We start from the raw sequence: 18640 nt of genomic DNA on the forward strand, positions 1-18640 counted from the left end.
AGAGGGATTAGAGGTCTGGTTAGGGCGCCGCGTGTCCTCAACGTCGGCGCAGTGAAAAGGAGCTCCGGATAGTTTGCCTCGACTACTCCACATTGCCCGATCTTTCAGCCCGACCGTTCAGTCGCCGTCCTCGAGATGGACATAGGAGATTTCCATGTCCGTTCTGTCCCGCCCGAGTTCCACGACGAAGCCAAGGTGTTTTTTGGAGGGCTTGGTGCGAACGGCCTTCAAGGCGTCGTGGCGATCCACGCTGCCGCACACCGGACCGTTCCGCGCGACCACCCTTATATTCGTTTCGGCCATGCTGACTCAGCGACACCTGCTTTCGACGCGAAAGGTGGCCAGACCCTACCCGGCGGCCGTCCTATTCACCAATCCTTTACCATATCAGCACATGCTCATAGGTGGACATGCTGGTGTAGCTCGTACATGTCGAAAGCCCCGGCGCAGACCCAAGCGCCGGGGCTTTGTTAGTTCCTACATCCGGGTGATCGTATGTAATCCTAGCCGTAGCCGCTGGCCTTCCGCATAGGACAGCGCAAACGATTCCAGTTCAAATGATCGGGTAAGTTCTTGGCCGTCTTCGGTGACGCGGACGAACCACTCGCCACCGGCTTCCGCCACTTCAACACGAGCCGCCACATAGCGGAACGGAACCACGTTATCCATTGCGCGCCTCCCTAGAAGCAAGGGTAACGTCGGTTTTATAAGACCAGCAAAAACACTAGATCAAGTGAGATTCTGCGTCTGATTCCGTACCTATGGATTTCGAGCTGGCTGGCTATCGTCCGGCGCTCCAGTGATCTGGCTAACCGCCGCTTCGGCAAGTTTGTGACCCGCTAGCCTTTGAATGAACTGTTCGGCGTGCTCGCCCCATTCGGCAGGCGAGACATTGTTTTCGCGGACAGACTCCATGAACGCCTCGCGCAGCGCGTCGAGGTCGAAGATGGAAGGGCGTTGACTGTCCTTGCCTGGCATATACGGGAGTATGCCGGCAAAAGCCGGGTCTTCCAAGGGAGTGATGAAAATCCAGTTAATGCGACCTGTCGGGCTTGCGCCCCCAACGGTCCGCCACTGGCGGTTGGGCATGGCGATGGCGTATACGGTCGAGTTGACCGACGCCGACAATCAGATTCTCGTCGCCTTTGAAGATGATGGCCAGTGACCGACCGGGAGGGGAAAGGGAGCGTGGGAGGCGGACGGCTCGAAGCGGAGGAGCAGTCTGGGTGAGCCATCGCCGGAGCGCTGGCCGAGACGTGTTTTTGGCGCGAAGCTGCGACCGCGGCCAGAATCTGACCTGATCCTGTTACCCTCTCCCTACAGCGCTGACGGGTTGCAGCGCTGGCTCGGTAAAGTATGTCCTGCACGCCGGAGGCTCGTTGCGAGCCTGCTGTATCGACGCGACCGAGGTCGACCGCGAAGACGACCTCGGTCCGCTAGCGATTACACGGTCATCTTGGCCGCGGGCACGACCTCATCGTGTCAGGTCCCTGCTTCTGTTGGAACGCATGAGTTCCGCTCGAGCGCTATTGTAGGTTTCGCTAATGGAATCCCCGAGCTCCGCCATCGCATCCTGCTGCTGATACGAAGCGAAGTCCCCTGGCAGCTGATGCGCACGATCCTGAATTGCGTTGATGCGCGCGTCCAAATCCGGGTTTTGCGGCGCCGCCGCATGCCCGGCCGGCAGCACCTCAACCGCCGCGTAGAAGGAAGCCAGTTCCGGATTCTGCGCAAACGCGGTGTTTAGCTGTTCTCGTTGATTTTCATTCAGATAGTCGCGGCCCATTTTCAGGGCCTTGGCCGTATTGTTGCGGATGACGAAGTGCGCTGGACCGCCGCCCTCCTGCGTAAAGAGTTCAAGGGATCGATCCAGCAGGCGCGTCTGATCCAGTTGGCTGAGATCACCTATGCTTTGCCCTAGTTTGGACAGGGCGAGAGATTGTCGCCTTGGTTCATCGATAGCGAGGGTTCTGTCGACCACAGCAGTCTTCATTGGAGCAGTTTGAAACTTGAGTATTGGCCTGACAGCGCGGGTTTGATAGCGCGCAAAGAAAAGGTCGTCCTGCGGCACGACATTCTCAGGCGGCATTTCTGCTGTATAAAGGCGGTGCGCTGAATCTCCGAGCCGATTGAGCCGCTCGTGAAATTGCCCTGCACCGCTTCTCTCGAACTCGGTCCGGACTGAGCGGCTCGCCAGCCGAAGATTGGTAAGGCGGTTTGCCGTCTCAACCGGATCCTCGGAGACTACACTTGCCGCCACTTTGCCCAATAACTCGCTTGGCATGTCAGTGAATCGTGCGGCGCCACCGCCGGTGCGGCTCGAACTTCCAGGTCTATCTCTACTTATGTCGTGGTCCATTGCAAGATGTCCTTAGGCCGTTTCTACAGCTCAACGCTAGCACCCCGAAGGACTCTGCCGAACTGATTCTTCGTTACACTTGAAATCTGGCCTGCAATAGAGGATTTCGACGGGGATCCAGGCCCCGTGAAGGATCATCATGATCGCGAATTTGTGGCTAATACCAACGGTCTCGGGTGCTGACTCTTTCGTGATGTCGCAGGTGGACCGTGATTCCCTGATGCCGAAGGAGATTCGGCGATGGGTTCAGCGGTGAAATTACGGGATGACTATTCGGCGAACGAACTTCGACGCCTTGCGCGGGCTTCGAAGGATGTCCGGCAGAGCAGCCGGCTGTTATCGATCGCGGCGGTTCTGGACGGGATGAACCGATGCGGCGCGGATCGGCGGGATGGATCGGCAGACGCTGCGCGACTGGGTGCACCGGTTCAATACTGCAGGCCCCGAGGGTCTTCTCGATCAGTGGTCGCCTGGTCCGCTGTCGCGGCTGTCGCCAGAGCAGCAGAGCGAATTGGCTGCGATGGTGGAGACGGGGCCTGACCGTGCCGTTGACGGCGTCGTGCGCTGGCGGCGCATCGACCTGAAGCGCGTCATCAAGGAGCGCTTCGGCGTGGACTACGACACGCGCTATGTCGGGAAACTGCTGCACAAGCTCGGCTTCTCGCACATCAGCGCGCGCCCACATCATCCGGGCCAGGATGCCCATATTGTCGAGGAGTTCAAAAAAACTGGCCACGCACGCTGAAGGCGCATCTTTGCGACCTGCCGCCGCGCACGAAGGTGGAGCTTTGGTTCCAGGATGAAGCCCGCATCGGCCAGAAGAACGGCATCGTGCGGCAATGGGCAAGGCGGGGCACCCGACCCCGCCAGCCGGCCGATCAGCGCTACAAGAGTGCGTATCTGTTTGGCGCGATTTGCCCGGCGCGCGGCGCCGGGGCCGCTCTGGCTCTGCCCTTTGCCGACACCGAGGCCATGCAACGCCATATCGACGAGATCAGCCGCCATGTTGAAAAGGGCGCACACGCTGTGCTCGTCATGGATCGTGCCGGATGGCACACCACCGCCAATCTCAGGATGCCGAAAAACATGACGGCGATCTTCCTGCCCTCGCGCTCCCCGGAACTGAACCCGGTCGAAAACGTCTGGCAATATCTGCGGCAGAATTGGCTCTCAAACCGTGTCTTCGACGACTACGACGCCATCATCGACGCCGCTTGCGAGGCGTGGCAGAAGCTCCTCGCCGCCCCCGAAACCATCACATCAATCGGAATGCGGCAGTGGGCGCACGTCGGTCAAACTCCGTGACTCTTGGTATAAGGATGTGCTGTGTGGCATGTTTGAACGTGCCGACCGACACTGTGGCGACGTGCACGTCCTGGAGTGCCGCGTGATCGGCATCATCTTGTGGTGAAGATCGCCGCACGCTGCGTCGACGCTCCGCCGATCTCCTGACGGGCAAGGCCCTCTGCGTCTGTTTCCAGCGTTGCCGGCCAAGAACGTCGAGCCCCATTTCCTGCGCTAGTCGCCACTCGATGGACGTAGAAGCCGCCCAATTCGGAGATCAACGTGAATTCCAATGGGCGGCGAAAGCAGAGAGCGAGGCCGCTGACCTGGGACTGGAATTCACCTGATCCCTTTTGTCACGCCCGCACATCATGCCCGCAAACCGGCAAGTGCTGCGGGACGTCCACCTCGCCGTTCCGCTGATGGGCTTGACATGCTGACCGAGCAAACTGCTCCGTCCACCGAAGACGGCTGCCCGCAAGGCTTAAGGACCGGGGTCAAGCGCGAACCCGACCTCGGTCCGTGACACGGCTAGCCGGTTAGCTTACCGCGCAGACCATTTCATCGTGTCCAGTCCCTGCTTCGGTCGGAATCCATGAGTTCCGCTCGCGCGCTATTGTAAGCGTCGTGAATGTCTTCCCCGGTCTCTGCAACTGTATTCTGCTGGTAATACGACCATTCTCCTGGCAACTGCTGGGCTCGAGCCTCAATAGCGTCGATGCGCCTGTCCAAGTCGGAATTTTGCGGCTGTCCCGCACGCCCGGCAGGCTCGTCAAGCGCATCGCGGAGCATCCCATACAATGGAAATGCGTCTAATCGCTCTCTTTGGCCTTCATTCAAATAATCCTGCCCTTTTTTGAGGGCTGTTACATAGTTGACGTTATGTTCGGCGGCGTTCGGACCTTGTGTAAGCAAATCGACTGTTCGGTCAAGAATGCGCGTTCTGTCGGCCGAGCTGAGATCACCTATGTTGTCGGCGATATTGGACAAGGCGAGAGATTGTGACGTTCGGTCAGTCATTCCGAGGATTCTGTCGACTGCGGCAGATTTCATCGCGGCCGTTTGAAACTTCAGGACTGGCCCGACAGGGCAATAGCGCGAGTTGAATGGGTCGCTTATCAAGGCATTGCCAGGGGGCGGCATTGCTGCGGAATACACGCGCTGAGCTGATTCGCCGAGCCGATTGAGCCGGCTGTGAAATTGTCCTGCACTGCCGCCCTCCAAGTCGGAGCGTACTGAACGGCTCGCCAGCCTGAGGTTGGTAAGGTTGTTTGCCGCTTCAACTGGATCGTCGGAGGCTACACCTCTGGCCACGTTGTCCATTAGTTCACGAGGCACATCGGTGAATCGTGTGGAGCGGCCGCTATCGCGAGCCGAATTTTCCGGCCTATTTCTGCGTGTGTTGCGATCCATTGCTCAGAGTCCTTACGTTCATTTCTACTGCTCAAGGCTATCAGGCACGAGCGACCTGCCGAACTGATTTCGCGTTACGTTTGCAATCCTGCAGACCGGGGAATTGAGCTTTCAAGGGGCCGCTGCATGTGCCAGCCTTTGGCCGTATGTTCGCTCCTCAACAGAGGCAGGCATTCCGGTCAAGGCTGCCGAACGCTACCCGCTGGGAAAACAGCTTCCCGCATGGGCCGCAAGTCGAAATTTGTCTGGACGATCCGCCGTGCCGGAAGCCGGCGCGAAGCACCTAAATGCCTGCCCGCCGGTCACCGTTTGGACACCGACTTCAATGCTGTCCAGCGGCCATTGGGCCGCGGACTGTGGTGCCGTTGGGGTGGGCGGCGGCGGTGGGCCGCGTTGCGAGTTGGAGACGTCAACCACGGCGACATCACCTTTGGCGCTGGCAGCTCCGCTCAACTGCTCCAAGACAGTTCGATCGAGATTTACCTTCGGCTGCCACAACAGCGACAGGATTCCCCGAGACCTCCCCCCTACCCTTTGCTCAAAACCCTGCTGGCGCTGGGCGAACGGTTAGGGACGAGCTTCGCGGCGCTCATGAAACCCTATCGTGTCAAGTCCCTGCTTCTATCGGAATGCATGAGTTCCGCTCGCGCGTTATCATAGGTGTCGTTGATGGAAGCGCCGATCTGCGCTATCGTATTCGCTTGGCCAATCGACCACTCTGCGGGCAGCTCAGCGGCCTGATTCTCAATTGCGTTGATGTTTCCGTCCAAATCCGGATTGCGCTGCGGGATCGCACGCCCAGCGGTGCTCACCTGAATCGACCTATACAGCGCACCCAGGTACGGATCCTGTGAAAATGCTCCGTTCAGTCGCTCTCTTTGTTCTTCATTCAAATGGTCGTGTCCCTTTTTAATGGCCCTGACCGTGCTGACAAGAACACTCCATTGTCCCTGAGCACCCTGTGCCGCTGTAGCGGTCAACAATTCTATCGATCGGTCAAGAAGGCGCGTCCTATCTGCCGGGCTAAAATCACCTAGCTTGTCCCCCATCTTGGACAGGGCGAAGGCTTGGGCGCCTGGCTGTGTCAGACTTAGAATGCTGTCGGCAACGGCAGATTTCCTGGGCGCATTCTGAAACTTCAGTATTGGTGCGACAGCACGGCTTAGATAGCGTGCCCTGAGAAGATTCGACATGCCATTCTCAGGCGGCATTGCTGCCGTATACAAAGCCTGAGCTGAAGTGCCGAGCCGACCGAGACGCGTATGAAACTCGCCAACTGCACCCCCTCCATCGAACTCGTCTCGGACCGAACGACTCGTTTGCTTAAAATTGGTAAAGCTCTTTGCCGTTTGAACCGGGTCGTCGGTAACGACACGCCTTGCCAATTCGCTGAGCAATTCCCTTGGCAGATGACTTAATCCTGCGGCATCGCCACCGTCGCGGGCTGAACCTTCAGGTCTATTTCTACGTGTATCGCGGTCCATTGCAGGCTCCTTATGGCAACTGTCCGAGGCTACCACCCTGCCGAGGGTTGCTGAACCTGTTTCGCGTTACAACTGCAGCCTAGACCGCGGCGTCGTCGAATTGGGCGTTCAAGCAGCCGTCGCCTTGACTGGCTCTGAGACGCTGCGGTGAAGAGCCGCCAAGGCATTCAGCCCATTTAATCAGGAGATGCCAAGGGTTCGGCCACCATAACATCGGATGTCCACCCAATCGCAGAATCGGCCCTTCCGGGCCGGGGTGAAGTGCGAGCTTCAACCATCCGATCGACATGGACGGAGGCTCACGTCGGCGGCAAGCAGTTTCCGTCAGACCTGCCATGTGGTCTCTCGTGCTTAGTCCAGGCATTGCGAGGGCAGGTGGATTTCCAGTACGCCCCGCCTGCCCTTCTGGCGGCCGACTTGAATAACCAGGTCAATCGTCTTTCTGGCATAACTGACAATTTCGCGATGCGACATCTGCACACCAGAGCGCATCACCATGAGTGCCAGCCTGTCGAAGGCAAGTTCAGGACTGTCGGCGTGGATAGTTGATATAGAACCCGGGTGGCCGGTGTTGATCGCCTCAAGGAAATCATAAGCCTCGATGCCGCGTATTTCGCCGAGGATGATGCGATCTGGGCGCATTCGCAAACAGCTTTCCAAGAGCCTCGATGGGCGGCGAGGCGAACCCTCCTCACGGTCTGCGATTAGCCCCACCTGGTTTTTGTGGGATGGGCTAAGCTCTTGTGCATCCTCGATCGTAATGATCCGCTCGGCAGGGTCTGACATCGCCAGCAAGGCACGCGCGACCGTGGTCTTGCCAGAGGATGTGCCTCCCGAAATCAGAATGTTAAATCGCTCGTCAACGGCTTGTCGAAACACACCTTGCAAATTGCTGGCCTGGGCCATGTCCATAATTGCCCGATGGCGCATACGGCGGTTGGCATCCACTGTGGTCTGTCCACCCTCGAATAGCTCTATCTTGGAACCGTCCAAGGTGCGCTGCAGATATTTGCGGATGGTCAGCGACACACCGAACGTCACCGCCGGTTCGACAACGACCTGCACGCGCAGCGGATTCCCCCAAACCACTGCGCGGCCCGAGACGATCGGATTGAGCGCCCCAAGGGTGTTGCGGGTCTCTCCAGCCAACTGGGCTCCAAGCTGCTTGATGGCACGGGGCGGCAAGGCCACGCCGACCTCATGCATGTGGAGCGCTCCGGCCTCCTCCACGAAGATGGAGCCGTTAGGGTTGATCGCCAACTCGTTGACATTATCATTGACCAGATAGTCCCGGAGTGGCTCCAAGTACTGCTCCACATATGAGATGTCGCGACTGGGCTGCTGATCATTCATCGGAGGATGAGATCCTGGTTGACGAAGACTCGGATTTCCTCGCCCTGAGGGACACGAATGATAGGAGGGAGGGAGAGATATTTGTCCAAGATCGTTTCACTTTGATCGCTGAGTGCTCCCGCGATTTTTGACGCAGTCTGGCCACCAGCATTGCTGTTGCCTGATCCGGCACCGCCAATATTGATGGTCGGGCCACCTCCGCTGGAGGACCGGTTGCCGCTGGTCAGGCCGGGAATGCTCGAGGGCAGCGCGGTGATGGTGCTGATGAGGACAGATGCACCTATTTTGTTAATATAGCGGTTGTCCACATTACCTTCGGTACCGGCGCGACCAAGCAGGTCCGCCCCTGTGGAGCCGAGCGCGATTGATTTGCCATCGGGCGTGATTGCCCGGTTCCAGGCGATCAGCACGCGTCTTTGCTCAAGATCCACTCTATCGCTGAAAGTGCCGATCAGGCTCGTCCCCGCCGGCATCAGAATGCGAGAACCGTCAAAGGAAAACACCGGTTCGATCACTTGGGCGCGGATATTCCCGGGCAGTTCTGTATCGATAGCCGTTTCAAGCACGGCAGAGATTATAGTGCCCTGCACGACCGTATGGGACGGAGCAGGCAGAGCACGAGACACCGACGTCTTTACCTCGGAGCCGGCGGCGGAGGCGAGAAAACGATCGTTTGCGCTCAGGTCGTCAGACACTTCTCGCGTACCTTCGGCTGAGGCAACGCCCGCTCCTGAGTCATCCACGACAACGCCTGTCGATTCCCGTTGTCTGGTGGCGACCTCTTCGAGTTGACGACGCCTCTCGACGTCGAGCTTGGCGACCTCACCGGAATGTTCGCGCTCCTCTTGCAAACGCAACGCCTCGGCGCGCACACGTGCGTCTTCAATCTTCCCCTTCTCCCGCTCCTGCTGGAGCTTCTGCGTCATGTCTTTGTTGTATTGCTCCAGCAGTGCCTGGACGTCAGCAAGTGAAACATCGGAGCCTTTGTTGGCCCTGGCAATGGCAACGATTTCCTTGCGCAGTTCTTCGAGCTGCTTGTTGGTCTCAGCGTTGGGACTGGGCCTTGGCTCAGCTGCTGCAGGACCCTTGGCAGCGGGAAAATCAAGCCGCTGATCGTTAGGGATCGCGCGGTCGACTTCCAGATCAACCTGCGAAGTTTTCTGCTCATCCTCGCCGCTAAAGCCGACTGCCTTCAGCGCGAGAGTTGGCTCGACAATCAGGAACGCAACGGCGATGCCGGCCAGCAACATGCCGGCGAGCACAACCCAGCCGACACTTCGACGCTCGGATTGACGGATGTGGCGAGCTCGCCGTTCCTCCACTCGCTTTTCGCGATCCACATCGACAGAGGCATCAGCCACTGTCTCTGCGGCAATGCGATCATGTCGAGGGTCAATGTCGCTCGACCTGTCCGGCACGTCCCAATCCTTTCCTCACTGGCTCTTTTGCCATTTCACGGCGTTTGTCTTGCCGACGCAGACAGTCTCGTCGCCGATCCTCATCACCCAATAGTCGCTGGTCCCATCAACGATGATATGGTCGCCGTCGGTGCGCGAATTGACCAGTTTTTCCTCGCGCTGATGACCGACGCTGAAGATTGCAGGTCGGGGTGCGCCCTTGGGCAGGACGAAAGTTGTCTGCAATGTATTGTCTGTCACCGCGAGCGGCCGGAACCGGGCATGGCCCGAGACCATGTAGTTGTGATCCACGGGTCCGCCTCGGGCAAGGCTCTTGTCCGAGGGCCTGGATTGGTCTGGGTAGGTGAAGAGGATCCGGAACGCTTGCGCGGCACCCGCCTTCATGCCCGCCTTTATCTCGCCGACTGATCGTAGCTCGAATGTATAGACTCGCTGATCGGTGTAGATAGTCATATTCGTCAGGGCTTGGTCGATAATGGGCTTCAAACTCACCACATTGCCCATCTTTAGCTTGATCACTTGCCAGGATGCGCTGTCTCCGAGGAGAATTGATTCCACTTTCTCCCCGGCGTCAAACTGGATCGCAGTGACTGACTTCAAATATAATCCGAGCTTATACACGTTATGCTCATCATATACATACCGCTTTATTCGCGAGTCTGATGCAAATCCCACCGGCGATTGTTCGGCCATGGCCGGCACTATCAACATTGCGCCGACAATCATCGATAATGATAAGATCTTTAGCATTTTTACCTAACAGTTTGCCGAATTTCTAATTGGCGGTTTCCGCGTCGATCCGGTAGGCAACAACGGTGAAGCCAAGGGGATTTTTCCACACCGACTCCAAAGTGGCATTTACTTGTGGCCTGAACTGGTAACCGACGGTGACAACATAACTGCGCTCGACAGTGTCGCGTCCCTTTTCTTCTCGATGCTTGATGATGCGTACACGAGCGAGGTCCGCCGCGTTGCGCCGACCCGAAGGCGTCAGTGAGATCGATTTGACCACAACGCGCACTCGAACCTCATCACCATAGACAGTCGGCGGATACTGAGCCGAATCCGAGCGCCAGGTCTGGGCCAGAGTTTCGGCGGCGTTATCCGATGAGCGCGCCATGACATCAGGAATTCGGGTGCTGTTATCGGCTGGATCGTAAGTTTCGCGATCAACAACGTAGGACACCAATTCTGCCTGAAGGACTGCCTCCTGCTGATCGAGCGAGGCAGGCCGAACCTGGACGATCTTTTCAGCCTCGCCGGTGGTCTTATCGACCATCACGACATAAGGCCTGGTTTCTTTGAGGGGCAGTACAATGACCAGAGCTACCACCGACAAAAGGCTGGCGGTGACGGCGCAAACGGCGACTCTTGCCCAATTGTTGCGTTGATCGCGAATGCTGAAAAAAAGCTCGTCTTCGAATGCGTGCTGCATTGCTTGCTCAGCCACGCGTCCCTCCTATTCTGGTGTGCGTGGGTTCAGCGGTAGAGATTGGCCTGTTCAGGAGACAAGCCTCGGTTGCCCTTTGAGCGGGAAGCCCCACCGGCAGGACCGTCGGCAGCGGCTCCCCTGCCGTCCGATTTCGGCGAGGAACCCCCGATGATCCCGCGAGCGAGATGATCATTCCAACGCTGTTTCCGGACATACGCGCTTTGCTGCATCGCGTTGGCCCCCGACCGAACTGCGCCGAAGTGCGAAGCGCCAGCGGCACGTGCGGTGTTTGCCGTCATCAGGCCATCTTCCAACCACCGCCCTCCTTTATAAAGTGATTTGAGTCCACCCTTGACCTTGGAAGCTGCGGCAACCGCTGCTCCAGCGCCCACAGCGGCAACCGATGCAGAGGCTAAGGTGCTTGCCATCGTGGGGATCATGAACATGAGAACTGTCACAGCGATCATGATAAAGGGAAATCCAAATTCACCGCCGGCTCCTCTAGGCATGTGGGCGCTAATGCCCACTACAACTGCCATCAGCGCGGTAGCAAGTAACGGTATTATAGCAAATCCGATAGTAAAGCGCGTCCAACTCTCGAAATGTTGCCTGGTTTGAGGCATCATTAGCATGGTGATGGCGAGAGGCGCCAAGCTGATCGAAACGGCAAATCCGACTTTTGATATTAAAACACAAACGGCGGATGCCGCGGTAAAAAAAGCACCAATGACCATTATTAAGATGCCTAAAGCAACGTTCCGTACTGACTTACCGATATTCCAGACGGACGTGTTTGAAATACGATCTTCGCCGATCTGCATTATCGCTCGAGAGAACCCGTCCATCGCAGAATACGTATTCATCAGCTTCGCAGGATTGGGGCCGCCACCAACAGCCCTCGGCGATGCCGCAGCGCGCATCATAAGCGCGGTGTATTCGCCGGGGACGTCTACGAGAATTGTATAGATGCCATGGAAATTCACCCAGATCGTGGCGAATGAATATATGAGTATGTATCGCACCCCCCACATCAGATATATTGAATAGTTTACAGGCCTAAATTGCATTATATGATTCACCGCGATGAATAGCAGCGCAATCAGAGCAGTAGCGTTAAGCAGTTTTCTGATCGGATGAGCGACTCCTTCAAAAACTGCCTGCACGTAATCGACGAGGGCACCGTCGATGGTTGCGGCAAGTGTTGAAATCAGGCCCATGGTGACTACTTGTCAAAGTTATCGAAAAGATTTCGGACAGTGTCCGGCTCGGCGGCCTCGGCGCCTAACGACATGAGGTAGGTTCCTGCCACGGATGCGATCACCGCTTGGGTGCGAAGCGTTTCGTTCAGTTGCTGCGCGACTTCAATCATCACGCGTGTGTTGATGTCGACGCTCGTTTTCAAGTCGCCACTGGTGCCGAGCGCTGTGACATAGCCATTTATCCTGCCCATGCTGTCATTGGCCCGCCGGTAGGAGTCCTCCGCGGCAGCCGCCGCGACAGCGCCTTGAGCCGCTGAATGAGCGACCATGACGTTGCTGAGGAGCTTGTCATTGCGCAACGCAAATGCGTCGTCCAAGTGGTAGAGCTTGCGAATTTTGACTAGGGCTGCCTGAATGCCATCGGAGCCAACCGTCTCTCCGTTCAAGGCAGCGGTGGCCATTTCCCACAGACCTGGCCCTCCTTTGCGCGCCGCGACGTCTGCCTCGCCATTGTTCTGTGGGAACGGCTTTGGCCCGGATATGGCAGCAAGCTGCGCTTGAGCCGCCTCCTGGATCCGGCTCAGCAGATTTTCAGCTACGTGCGCCGACGCAAGCAGTTGCGCGGTCCCGCCGCCCATCAGCCGAGATAGTTCAACCACGTATGTCAGCAGTTCGACAGCGTTCTTGTCATAGCTTGCCTGCGCGCCGTCCGGCGCCGCCGGGAGGGCGGCGATGGGAGGCAGGGGTGCAGGCGCGATCCCGGTTTCTTGGGCGTAAGCCTCGTGAACCAGCAGACCGGCCCCAACCCAAAGGCCAACCACGGCTTGGAAAAAGACTTTCATGTGATGGCTCCTTCGGCTTGATGGTCAAGGATTTCCCAGGTGCAGACACAGTTGTTCTCCCGCGTCGCAGGGACGGATTGGCAGGCGGCAAGGGGGACGAGTACCAATGTGAGAAAGATCAGGGACCTCGTCATTTCAGCATCTCCATTTGAAAATTAGGCGTATTGCGCCATTCTGCAGGCGCGTTTTGCCCGCGTCCGCCCCCGAGAACGTCGATCCCCTTACCAATCGGCCCGAGCGCGAAATCAAGAACGACGCTGTCGCCGCCCGACTTCAACAGCACGAGATGGTTATCGACGTTACTTGTCTGAAGGAACGCGCTCTCCGTCGGTGACAGGTTGAGCGGCGCGAGTTCGGCTTCGGTATTGTAGGAGCTGGGGTAGATGAGACGCGTGACGGCGCTCTCCAATATGGCGTCGCCGGCGGCGCTGTTGATGATGTGCGACACACGCTGGGTCAGGAGAACGACCGCAACGTTTCTCTTGCGCATCGTTAGCATCCAGTCCTTGAGGCGCAGTTCGAAATACGCGTCGTCCAGCAGTTTCCAAGCTTCATCGAGGACGAGTAGGGTCGGAACCTCGTCTTCTACGAGCCGTTCCACGCGCCGGAAGACATAGCTCAGCCACGCTGTGCGGATAGCGTTGTTGTCGAAAATTTCTGTGAGGTCAAACGCGGTGATCCGACTGTCGAAAGCGAGCGGATCGACCTCTTTGCCGCTGAAGAGCCAGCCGAACTGGCCAGTTTCGTCCCACCGGCCAAGTCGGTTGTGGAGGTCGCCCTGATCGTCCGTCGCACGCAGCTGAGTGCGGAACTGTTCGAAATTCTGGAGGCGGGGGTCAGCCGTCGCGTTGGCCTGAACGGCATCGGTGAGGGCCTGAACCTGCACCGGATTTAGCCGTCCGCCCTCGTTGCTGGCCAATGCCATCAGCCAATCCGACAGCCAGGCTGCGCCGCGGTTGTCCGCCTCCGCCCGCATTGGGTTGAAGCCCGTTTCCTGCCCCATACGTACGGAGGAATACGCTCCCCCCATGGCGCGGACCGCCATCTCAAAACCGTTGTCCTTGTCGAAGATAATAGTGCGGGCGCCAAGCCGTTGGGCTTGGCTCAGCAAAAACGCGACGCCGAGGGTCTTGCCGGACCCGGTTTGGCCGAGCACGAGCGTATGAGCTACCGTACGCTGACCTGGCGTGCCTGGTAAATGGAAGTTGAAACGGAACGTCTCGCCGGATGCTGTCGGGAAGATTGTCACGCATTCGCCCCAAGGACATCGCTCCGGCGGGTTGCCTTTCGGCAAGCCGTGCATGGCGCAAAGTTCTGCGAAGTTCTGAGAGGAGATCATTGCCGCTCGTGTGCGGTAGGTGAAGTTGCCAGGATGCTGGGCGAAATAGACGGCCCGGGCGGAGAAACTCTCGCGAACGATTGCAGCACCAGCCTCCTGCATGGCGCGCGTGACATACGCCATGGCCTCCTCAAGCTCCTCTTGAGTTTCGCAGAAGACAGCGATGCTGCAATGATGGTCGCCAAAGACGACGCGACCGGATGCAACGTCGTCCTCGGCCAATTCGAGTTGTGCCATCAAGGAGACGGCCGCATCCTCTGCCGCCTTCATCTGCTTGCGCACACGCGCGATCTTGCCTTGGGCGGTGATGTTATCGATCGGTGTAAAGCTCTGTGAGACCACGGAATCGTAGGGTAGATTGAGCCTGTCGAGAATTCCGGGAAAGGTCTCGGTCGGATAGTCCTTTACGGATATGAGGGTCCCGTAGCGTTTGAGGCTGGGGTTGGGATGATCGCATTCAAAGACTCTGCCGCGGAACGTGACCATCGAGGTCGCCAGGAGGTCCGCGACCGGGACAAATTTCCTGCCCGCAACAAGACGCCCACTTGATCCATCGATCAGCGTGCGCAACATGCCGAGCCATTGGCCATCCAGGACGGTGAGACGACGAGGCTTTGCCTCGCTTAGACTGATCATGGAGGTTCTGATCATCTGATCGAGGCGGATCGCGCGCGCGGCGACCTCGTCACGGCTATAGGTATCCTTTTTCCCAAACAAATTGATGAATTTGGTCAGTTTTTTCGGTGGCCGTATCACCATGGTGACCATCGTGATGCGATCGCGCAGGCCGATGTTCTCAAGATAGTATTGCCAGCGCCGGTCAATCTCTTCGTTGAACGCATCTCCTTTGACCGCCCGCATGCTGGGCTGAGTTGCAACGGATATGCGGTGAACATAGTACCCAACGTTACCGCGCTGCTGCGCAATGAAGCGGGAAAACGCGTTACTCAGCTCCGCTGTCTGCCGGCTGTCGATTGTGTCGGCATTGACGCCTTCGACGACAAAGGCGCCCATTAGATCGCCATCCCGCAACATCAGGGTGACGTCGTCCACGCTGCTGAGATATGGAAGTTGGCTGGCAAGTTGGTCGCTTTTGTGAGCGCCTTGTCGCATCGCCCGATTGGGAGGCGCCTCAAGCACGGTACACCAGTCCTTCGCCTTTCAGCAGTGCCGCACTCATCCGCGTGCTTTGCACGGTTGCGATGAAGACATCGATGATTTTTGGATCATAGGCGGCTAGAGCACGCAACGCGAAGTAGCCAGCCCCCCCCACGACCGCCATATAGACGAACGATTTGGTTATAAGAAAGCCGAGCATCACGGCACATATGAGAACGACCAGATATGTGAGCGGCAACCCGGCAAAGGCGACCTCTCGCGTCAAGCCTATGAAGAGCGTTGTACGTTGAATGGCCTCTACTCCCTTGAAACCGTGAGGCAGCCGGCAGCCTTTAGAGGATGAAAAAGTGGCTGCGACGGATCGAAATCATTTTGCGGCCAGGCCATGGACGAAGCTGGCGCCACCAAAGACGATCGCGATACCAACGATAACCGACACCGCGAAGGTCCAGTCCATCCGACCGGTCATGAATGAGAAGCCGACCGCGATGACAGCCAACGCCGAGATTGCAACCCCAATCGGGCCGGTGATCGATGCCACGATGGCGTCAAGGAATGATGTCACGCCGCTGAAATCCTGAGCGGCGCTTGGGCTGGCGAAAATGAACGTCAGGAAAGCCGCCGTACAAGCGACAGACAACAGTTTTCTACAATCCATGTCGATCATTTTCTTCATGTGTTTCCCTTCTGGAACGTGTGTGGCCATAATTTATGCGCGGTATGAAACTGATAACTTTTAGGATAATTCTTATCCATGTCTCTAGTTGGTTTGTCTTTGAGCTTATCTCCTGCTATATTGCTTGTGACCATGAGTTTAGCATGCCGACGACATCGTCACGTCACAACTAAAGGAGACTTCGCTATAAATTTTACTGCACTGCCGCTCGTATTCTCTGGCACGTGTGCCATTCACAGGTGCATTCGTCCAAGAGAAACGGGTTTCATTTGTAGTGTTACGTGATATTTCATTCGCAATAAGGGAGGACCTCGGCCGCCTGCGGAAGCGGAATCGAGAGGAATGAAACGGCCGAGACCGCACGGGCCATGCGTCATCGTGGAAGCCGAACGGCGGAGAACGGTCGAGCGTCAGGCGGCTTGGCCGCTTGCAAGGACGATCCCGCACGACAGCACCTCAGCTCATGCCTGGTCGTTTGCACCGTATCGTTGAGCCGGCCGTTATCTTATCGGACGTGAGATCGAGCCGGGCAGCTCGCCAAGGCCAACTGCATGCGCGTCGGCGCGCAGCCCTGCCGGGTGTCGAGGAGCTTGCGCACCGACTAGCGCAAATCGCGAAATGTCCTTGAGGCGAGGCACGCTCATGCCTCACACGCTCTCCGGCTTTTAATTTGCCTTCAATCTCGCCTCGCCGAATCCCGATTTATGGGGTGTCTCGCTCCGTGCCCTTGGCGAGGTCATGCCGGGACCCGGCGCCACCGGCGGAGGCGGTGAAGACAGTGTCGAGCGCATGCCCGGGCTGACGCGCCAAATGGTGCGATTTGCCAGGACTGTGTCAGGCGCTGGAAATTTTTCACGGAACGTATCAGGTGCAAACCGGCTTCAGCTAAGACTCTGATCAGCCATTCTGGGCAAAGAGCCTAGCGGTTTCCCGCCAGAATGGCGTTAACAACACCGGATTAACGGTCCGACCCTGCCAAGGGCTGAACCTCTTAGCGTCCGGGCAGAGTGCTTCTTGCGGACATCTCGAACACGTCGAGCAGGATTGCCAGTCCGACCCCGCATGCGGTGAGGACGAGGCCGAACATGAAAATGCGGTTAGCACGTTCGAAAACCTGCCGGCGTAGCGAGCTGATTTCGAGCAGGATGGACAGAGCCCGCATCTGAAGCGCGATGCCGGCCAAGATCGGCACAACAGCGAAAAGGTCATACAGTCGCCATGGGACCGGGTTCGCCGCCCAATGTGTGACGAAGCCCAGGGAGAATGCAAGTAAGATGCCGACGACGGTAACCGTGCCATTGCGGAACACAGTCTCGATCGGCTCCTCCTTAGGGTCCTGCTGGTCCAAGCTATCCTCCTTTACGGCAATCGGCCGTTATTCGGGCGCCGGACGAATATCGCCCAAAAGCCAAAGCGGTTTCGTGAAATACAAGACAATGGCGCCAGAGGAAAGCCGCATAGATCATAGCGATGTCGTCGGACCGACGTGCCGATACTGAACCGGTTTGAGAAGTTCGCGTCATATATTTTCCGGAAGATAGATGTCGAATGGCAGGAATGTCTGTCCCGGCGTCTTGGCGCAGCCGGTTTCAATGGCCCTGGCCATCAGCATCGTCAGCTCTTGGCAAAGGCGGTGCAGTGGCGTGGCGACCGCCATCGTGATGGTGCCATCTGCGAGCGCGGCCCGTGACTGCGGCGTAATCTCGTTGACGATGGCTACGATGTCCCTGAGTTCGCCCTCTTTCCTGAGCGCCGAGATTGCGCCATCCATGTCACCGCCGGCCACATAAAAGCCGACGAGCTCAGGTTCCCGCACCACATCCCGCGTTGCTTCGTAGGTCATCCGTCGCGTCTCGATGTCCATAAATACGTCAAACGGGTCGAACATCGGCGCGTTCTCACGAAAATAGGAGCGAAAGCCGATTTCCCGAAGCTCGTGACTCTGGTAGCGCTCATTGATGGCAAGGACCGCGACCTTGCCCGGACGTTTGGCGAGTTTGGAAAGCATCCAGGCTGCTGTCCGCCCGACTTTCCGGTTGTTGAGCCCAACATAGCCCTCGCGTACGCCGGCGGCGAAATCGGAAAGCAGCGAAAAAACCGGGATGCCTTTCGCCCTGAGTTCTTCGACGGCTGCCGTTATCGTCGGATGGTCCGGCGCTACCATGGCAATGGCGTTGCAGCGGCCGCCAAGCTCTTGGAGCAGTGCGACCAGATCGCCCGGCACATCCGAGGGCGCGAACTCAATGCGGGAGGTACCATGAAACGCTTGTGCCGCATTTACTGCCGCCTCGACCTCGCGCGCGAATTCCTGGTAGAAATGCTGAGCCGGTTTTCTGAGAATAAAGCCGAGCCGATATCGCGGCGGGTTGGGCTTCCGGCGCCGCTCGACAAGGCCGACCCGGTGATAGCCGATGGTCTCGGCCGCCTTGTAGACCCGCAGCGCAGTCTGGTCCCGCACCGGAAGGCGAGCGTTCAAAAGCCTGTCGACGGTGGCCACGCTGACGCGAGCTTCGCGAGCAAGATCCGCAATCGTTGGTCGCTTGGCCATGATCCCATTCTGTAAACGTTATCGGGAGGGACGTTAAGCGGTGCTAGAGTTAAGAAATCCCTATTTGCACTCAACTTGCTTCTCCCGCAATCGAGGTATTGTCCTGAGAATCCGTTTTGAAATTCAAGCGCTCGTGGATCTTGGATGCCACACGAGCCGTTCTTGTCCGATCGA

17 protein-coding genes and 1 pseudogene are annotated in these 18640 nt (G+C 57.8%); 1 reads left to right on the top strand and 17 read right to left on the bottom strand.

All coding sequences use genetic code 11. The features are described from left to right. Positions 1 to 117 precede the first annotated feature (117 nt). The 4 genes from O7B34_RS00950 to O7B34_RS00965 all read right to left on the bottom strand — a co-directional run bounded on the left by O7B34_RS00950 (position 118) and on the right by O7B34_RS00965 (position 2359). Entirely contained in the window at positions 118 to 303 is a 186-nt protein-coding gene (locus O7B34_RS00950) for a hypothetical protein (RefSeq protein ID WP_337144543.1), read from the bottom strand. A gap of 174 nt (positions 304 to 477) precedes the next feature. Then, positions 478 to 669: a hypothetical protein gene (locus O7B34_RS00955; RefSeq protein WP_337132397.1), complete on the bottom strand. Its 192-nt coding sequence runs from the start codon at positions 667 to 669 to the stop codon at positions 478 to 480. A gap of 90 nt (positions 670 to 759) precedes the next feature. After that, positions 760 to 1128, bottom strand: a complete 369-nt coding sequence (locus tag O7B34_RS00960) for a hypothetical protein (protein WP_337144544.1) — start codon at positions 1126 to 1128, stop codon at positions 760 to 762. Between the two features lie 346 nt (positions 1129 to 1474). Then, positions 1475 to 2359, bottom strand: a complete 885-nt coding sequence (locus tag O7B34_RS00965; protein ID WP_337144545.1) for a hypothetical protein — start codon at positions 2357 to 2359, stop codon at positions 1475 to 1477. 240 nt (positions 2360 to 2599) lie between these two features. On the opposite strand from O7B34_RS00965, the pseudogene O7B34_RS00970 reads away from it, so the two are divergent. After that, positions 2600 to 3664 (top strand): annotated as a pseudogene (locus O7B34_RS00970) (IS630 family transposase). Positions 3665 to 4204: 540 nt separating this feature from the next. On the opposite strand, the gene O7B34_RS00975 reads toward O7B34_RS00970, so the two are convergent. From O7B34_RS00975 to O7B34_RS01035, 13 genes are all read right to left on the bottom strand, one after another. Continuing rightward, positions 4205 to 5056 (bottom strand): hypothetical protein, encoded by an 852-nt coding sequence (locus O7B34_RS00975; RefSeq protein WP_337144546.1) that lies wholly within the window; start codon positions 5054 to 5056, stop codon positions 4205 to 4207. Positions 5057 to 5655: 599 nt separating this feature from the next. Next, positions 5656 to 6540, bottom strand: a complete 885-nt coding sequence (locus O7B34_RS00980) for a hypothetical protein (RefSeq protein WP_337144547.1) — start codon at positions 6538 to 6540, stop codon at positions 5656 to 5658. Positions 6541 to 6891: 351 nt separating this feature from the next. Continuing rightward, on the bottom strand, positions 6892 to 7893 hold the full coding sequence (gene virB11, locus O7B34_RS00985) for a P-type DNA transfer ATPase VirB11 (protein WP_337139613.1): 1002 nt from the start codon (positions 7891 to 7893) through the stop codon (positions 6892 to 6894). After that, complete coding sequence (locus O7B34_RS00990; protein ID WP_337144548.1) at positions 7890 to 9311, bottom strand: TrbI/VirB10 family protein; 1422 nt, start codon at positions 9309 to 9311, stop codon at positions 7890 to 7892. Before O7B34_RS00990 ends, virB11 begins: the two co-directional genes overlap by 4 nt. A 15-nt stretch (positions 9312 to 9326) precedes the next feature. Then, entirely contained in the window at positions 9327 to 10061 is a 735-nt protein-coding gene (locus tag O7B34_RS00995; protein ID WP_337144549.1) for a TrbG/VirB9 family P-type conjugative transfer protein, read from the bottom strand. 25 nt (positions 10062 to 10086) lie between these two features. Beyond that, entirely contained in the window at positions 10087 to 10761 is a 675-nt protein-coding gene (locus O7B34_RS01000; RefSeq protein ID WP_337144550.1) for a virB8 family protein, read from the bottom strand. Positions 10762 to 10790: 29 nt separating this feature from the next. Then, positions 10791 to 11960 (bottom strand): type IV secretion system protein, encoded by a 1170-nt coding sequence (locus O7B34_RS01005; protein WP_337144551.1) that lies wholly within the window; start codon positions 11958 to 11960, stop codon positions 10791 to 10793. Between the two features lie 5 nt (positions 11961 to 11965). Further along, a complete protein-coding gene (locus O7B34_RS01010) occupies positions 11966 to 12784 on the bottom strand; it encodes a type IV secretion system protein (protein WP_337139609.1) in 819 nt (272 codons plus the stop codon). Between the two features lie 130 nt (positions 12785 to 12914). Continuing rightward, a complete protein-coding gene (locus O7B34_RS01015; protein WP_337144552.1) occupies positions 12915 to 15263 on the bottom strand; it encodes a TraG/VirB4 family ATPase in 2349 nt (782 codons plus the stop codon). Next, positions 15256 to 15564, bottom strand: coding sequence for a VirB3 family type IV secretion system protein (locus O7B34_RS01020; protein WP_337145170.1), 309 nt, complete (start codon positions 15562 to 15564; stop codon positions 15256 to 15258). The genes O7B34_RS01015 and O7B34_RS01020 overlap by 8 nt, the downstream gene beginning before the upstream one ends. A gap of 45 nt (positions 15565 to 15609) precedes the next feature. Next, positions 15610 to 15918 (bottom strand): TrbC/VirB2 family protein, encoded by a 309-nt coding sequence (locus O7B34_RS01025; protein WP_337139607.1) that lies wholly within the window; start codon positions 15916 to 15918, stop codon positions 15610 to 15612. 991 nt (positions 15919 to 16909) lie between these two features. Continuing rightward, a complete protein-coding gene (locus O7B34_RS01030; protein ID WP_337144553.1) occupies positions 16910 to 17266 on the bottom strand; it encodes a hypothetical protein in 357 nt (118 codons plus the stop codon). A gap of 171 nt (positions 17267 to 17437) precedes the next feature. Next, positions 17438 to 18466, bottom strand: a complete 1029-nt coding sequence (locus tag O7B34_RS01035) for a LacI family DNA-binding transcriptional regulator (RefSeq protein WP_337144554.1) — start codon at positions 18464 to 18466, stop codon at positions 17438 to 17440. Between the last annotated feature and the right edge of the window lie 174 nt (positions 18467 to 18640).

The organism is Mesorhizobium sp. Cs1299R1N3 (assembly GCF_037179625.1).
Lineage (GTDB): Bacteria > Pseudomonadota > Alphaproteobacteria > Rhizobiales > Rhizobiaceae > Mesorhizobium > Mesorhizobium salmacidum.

Coding starts and splice junctions, on each gene's coding strand:
- O7B34_RS00950 (WP_337144543.1), bottom strand. CDS start 303: ATGGCCGAAACGAATATAAGGGTGGTCGCGCGGAACGGTCCGGTGTGC.
- O7B34_RS00955 (WP_337132397.1), bottom strand. CDS start 669: ATGGATAACGTGGTTCCGTTCCGCTATGTGGCGGCTCGTGTTGAAGTG.
- O7B34_RS00965 (WP_337144545.1), bottom strand. CDS start 2,359: ATGGACCACGACATAAGTAGAGATAGACCTGGAAGTTCGAGCCGCACC.
- O7B34_RS00975 (WP_337144546.1), bottom strand. CDS start 5,056: ATGGATCGCAACACACGCAGAAATAGGCCGGAAAATTCGGCTCGCGAT.
- O7B34_RS00980 (WP_337144547.1), bottom strand. CDS start 6,540: ATGGACCGCGATACACGTAGAAATAGACCTGAAGGTTCAGCCCGCGAC.
- virB11 (WP_337139613.1), bottom strand. CDS start 7,893: ATGAATGATCAGCAGCCCAGTCGCGACATCTCATATGTGGAGCAGTAC.
- O7B34_RS00995 (WP_337144549.1), bottom strand. CDS start 10,061: ATGCTAAAGATCTTATCATTATCGATGATTGTCGGCGCAATGTTGATA.
- O7B34_RS01005 (WP_337144551.1), bottom strand. CDS start 11,960: ATGGGCCTGATTTCAACACTTGCCGCAACCATCGACGGTGCCCTCGTC.
- O7B34_RS01010 (WP_337139609.1), bottom strand. CDS start 12,784: ATGAAAGTCTTTTTCCAAGCCGTGGTTGGCCTTTGGGTTGGGGCCGGT.
- O7B34_RS01025 (WP_337139607.1), bottom strand. CDS start 15,918: ATGAAGAAAATGATCGACATGGATTGTAGAAAACTGTTGTCTGTCGCT.
- O7B34_RS01035 (WP_337144554.1), bottom strand. CDS start 18,466: ATGGCCAAGCGACCAACGATTGCGGATCTTGCTCGCGAAGCTCGCGTC.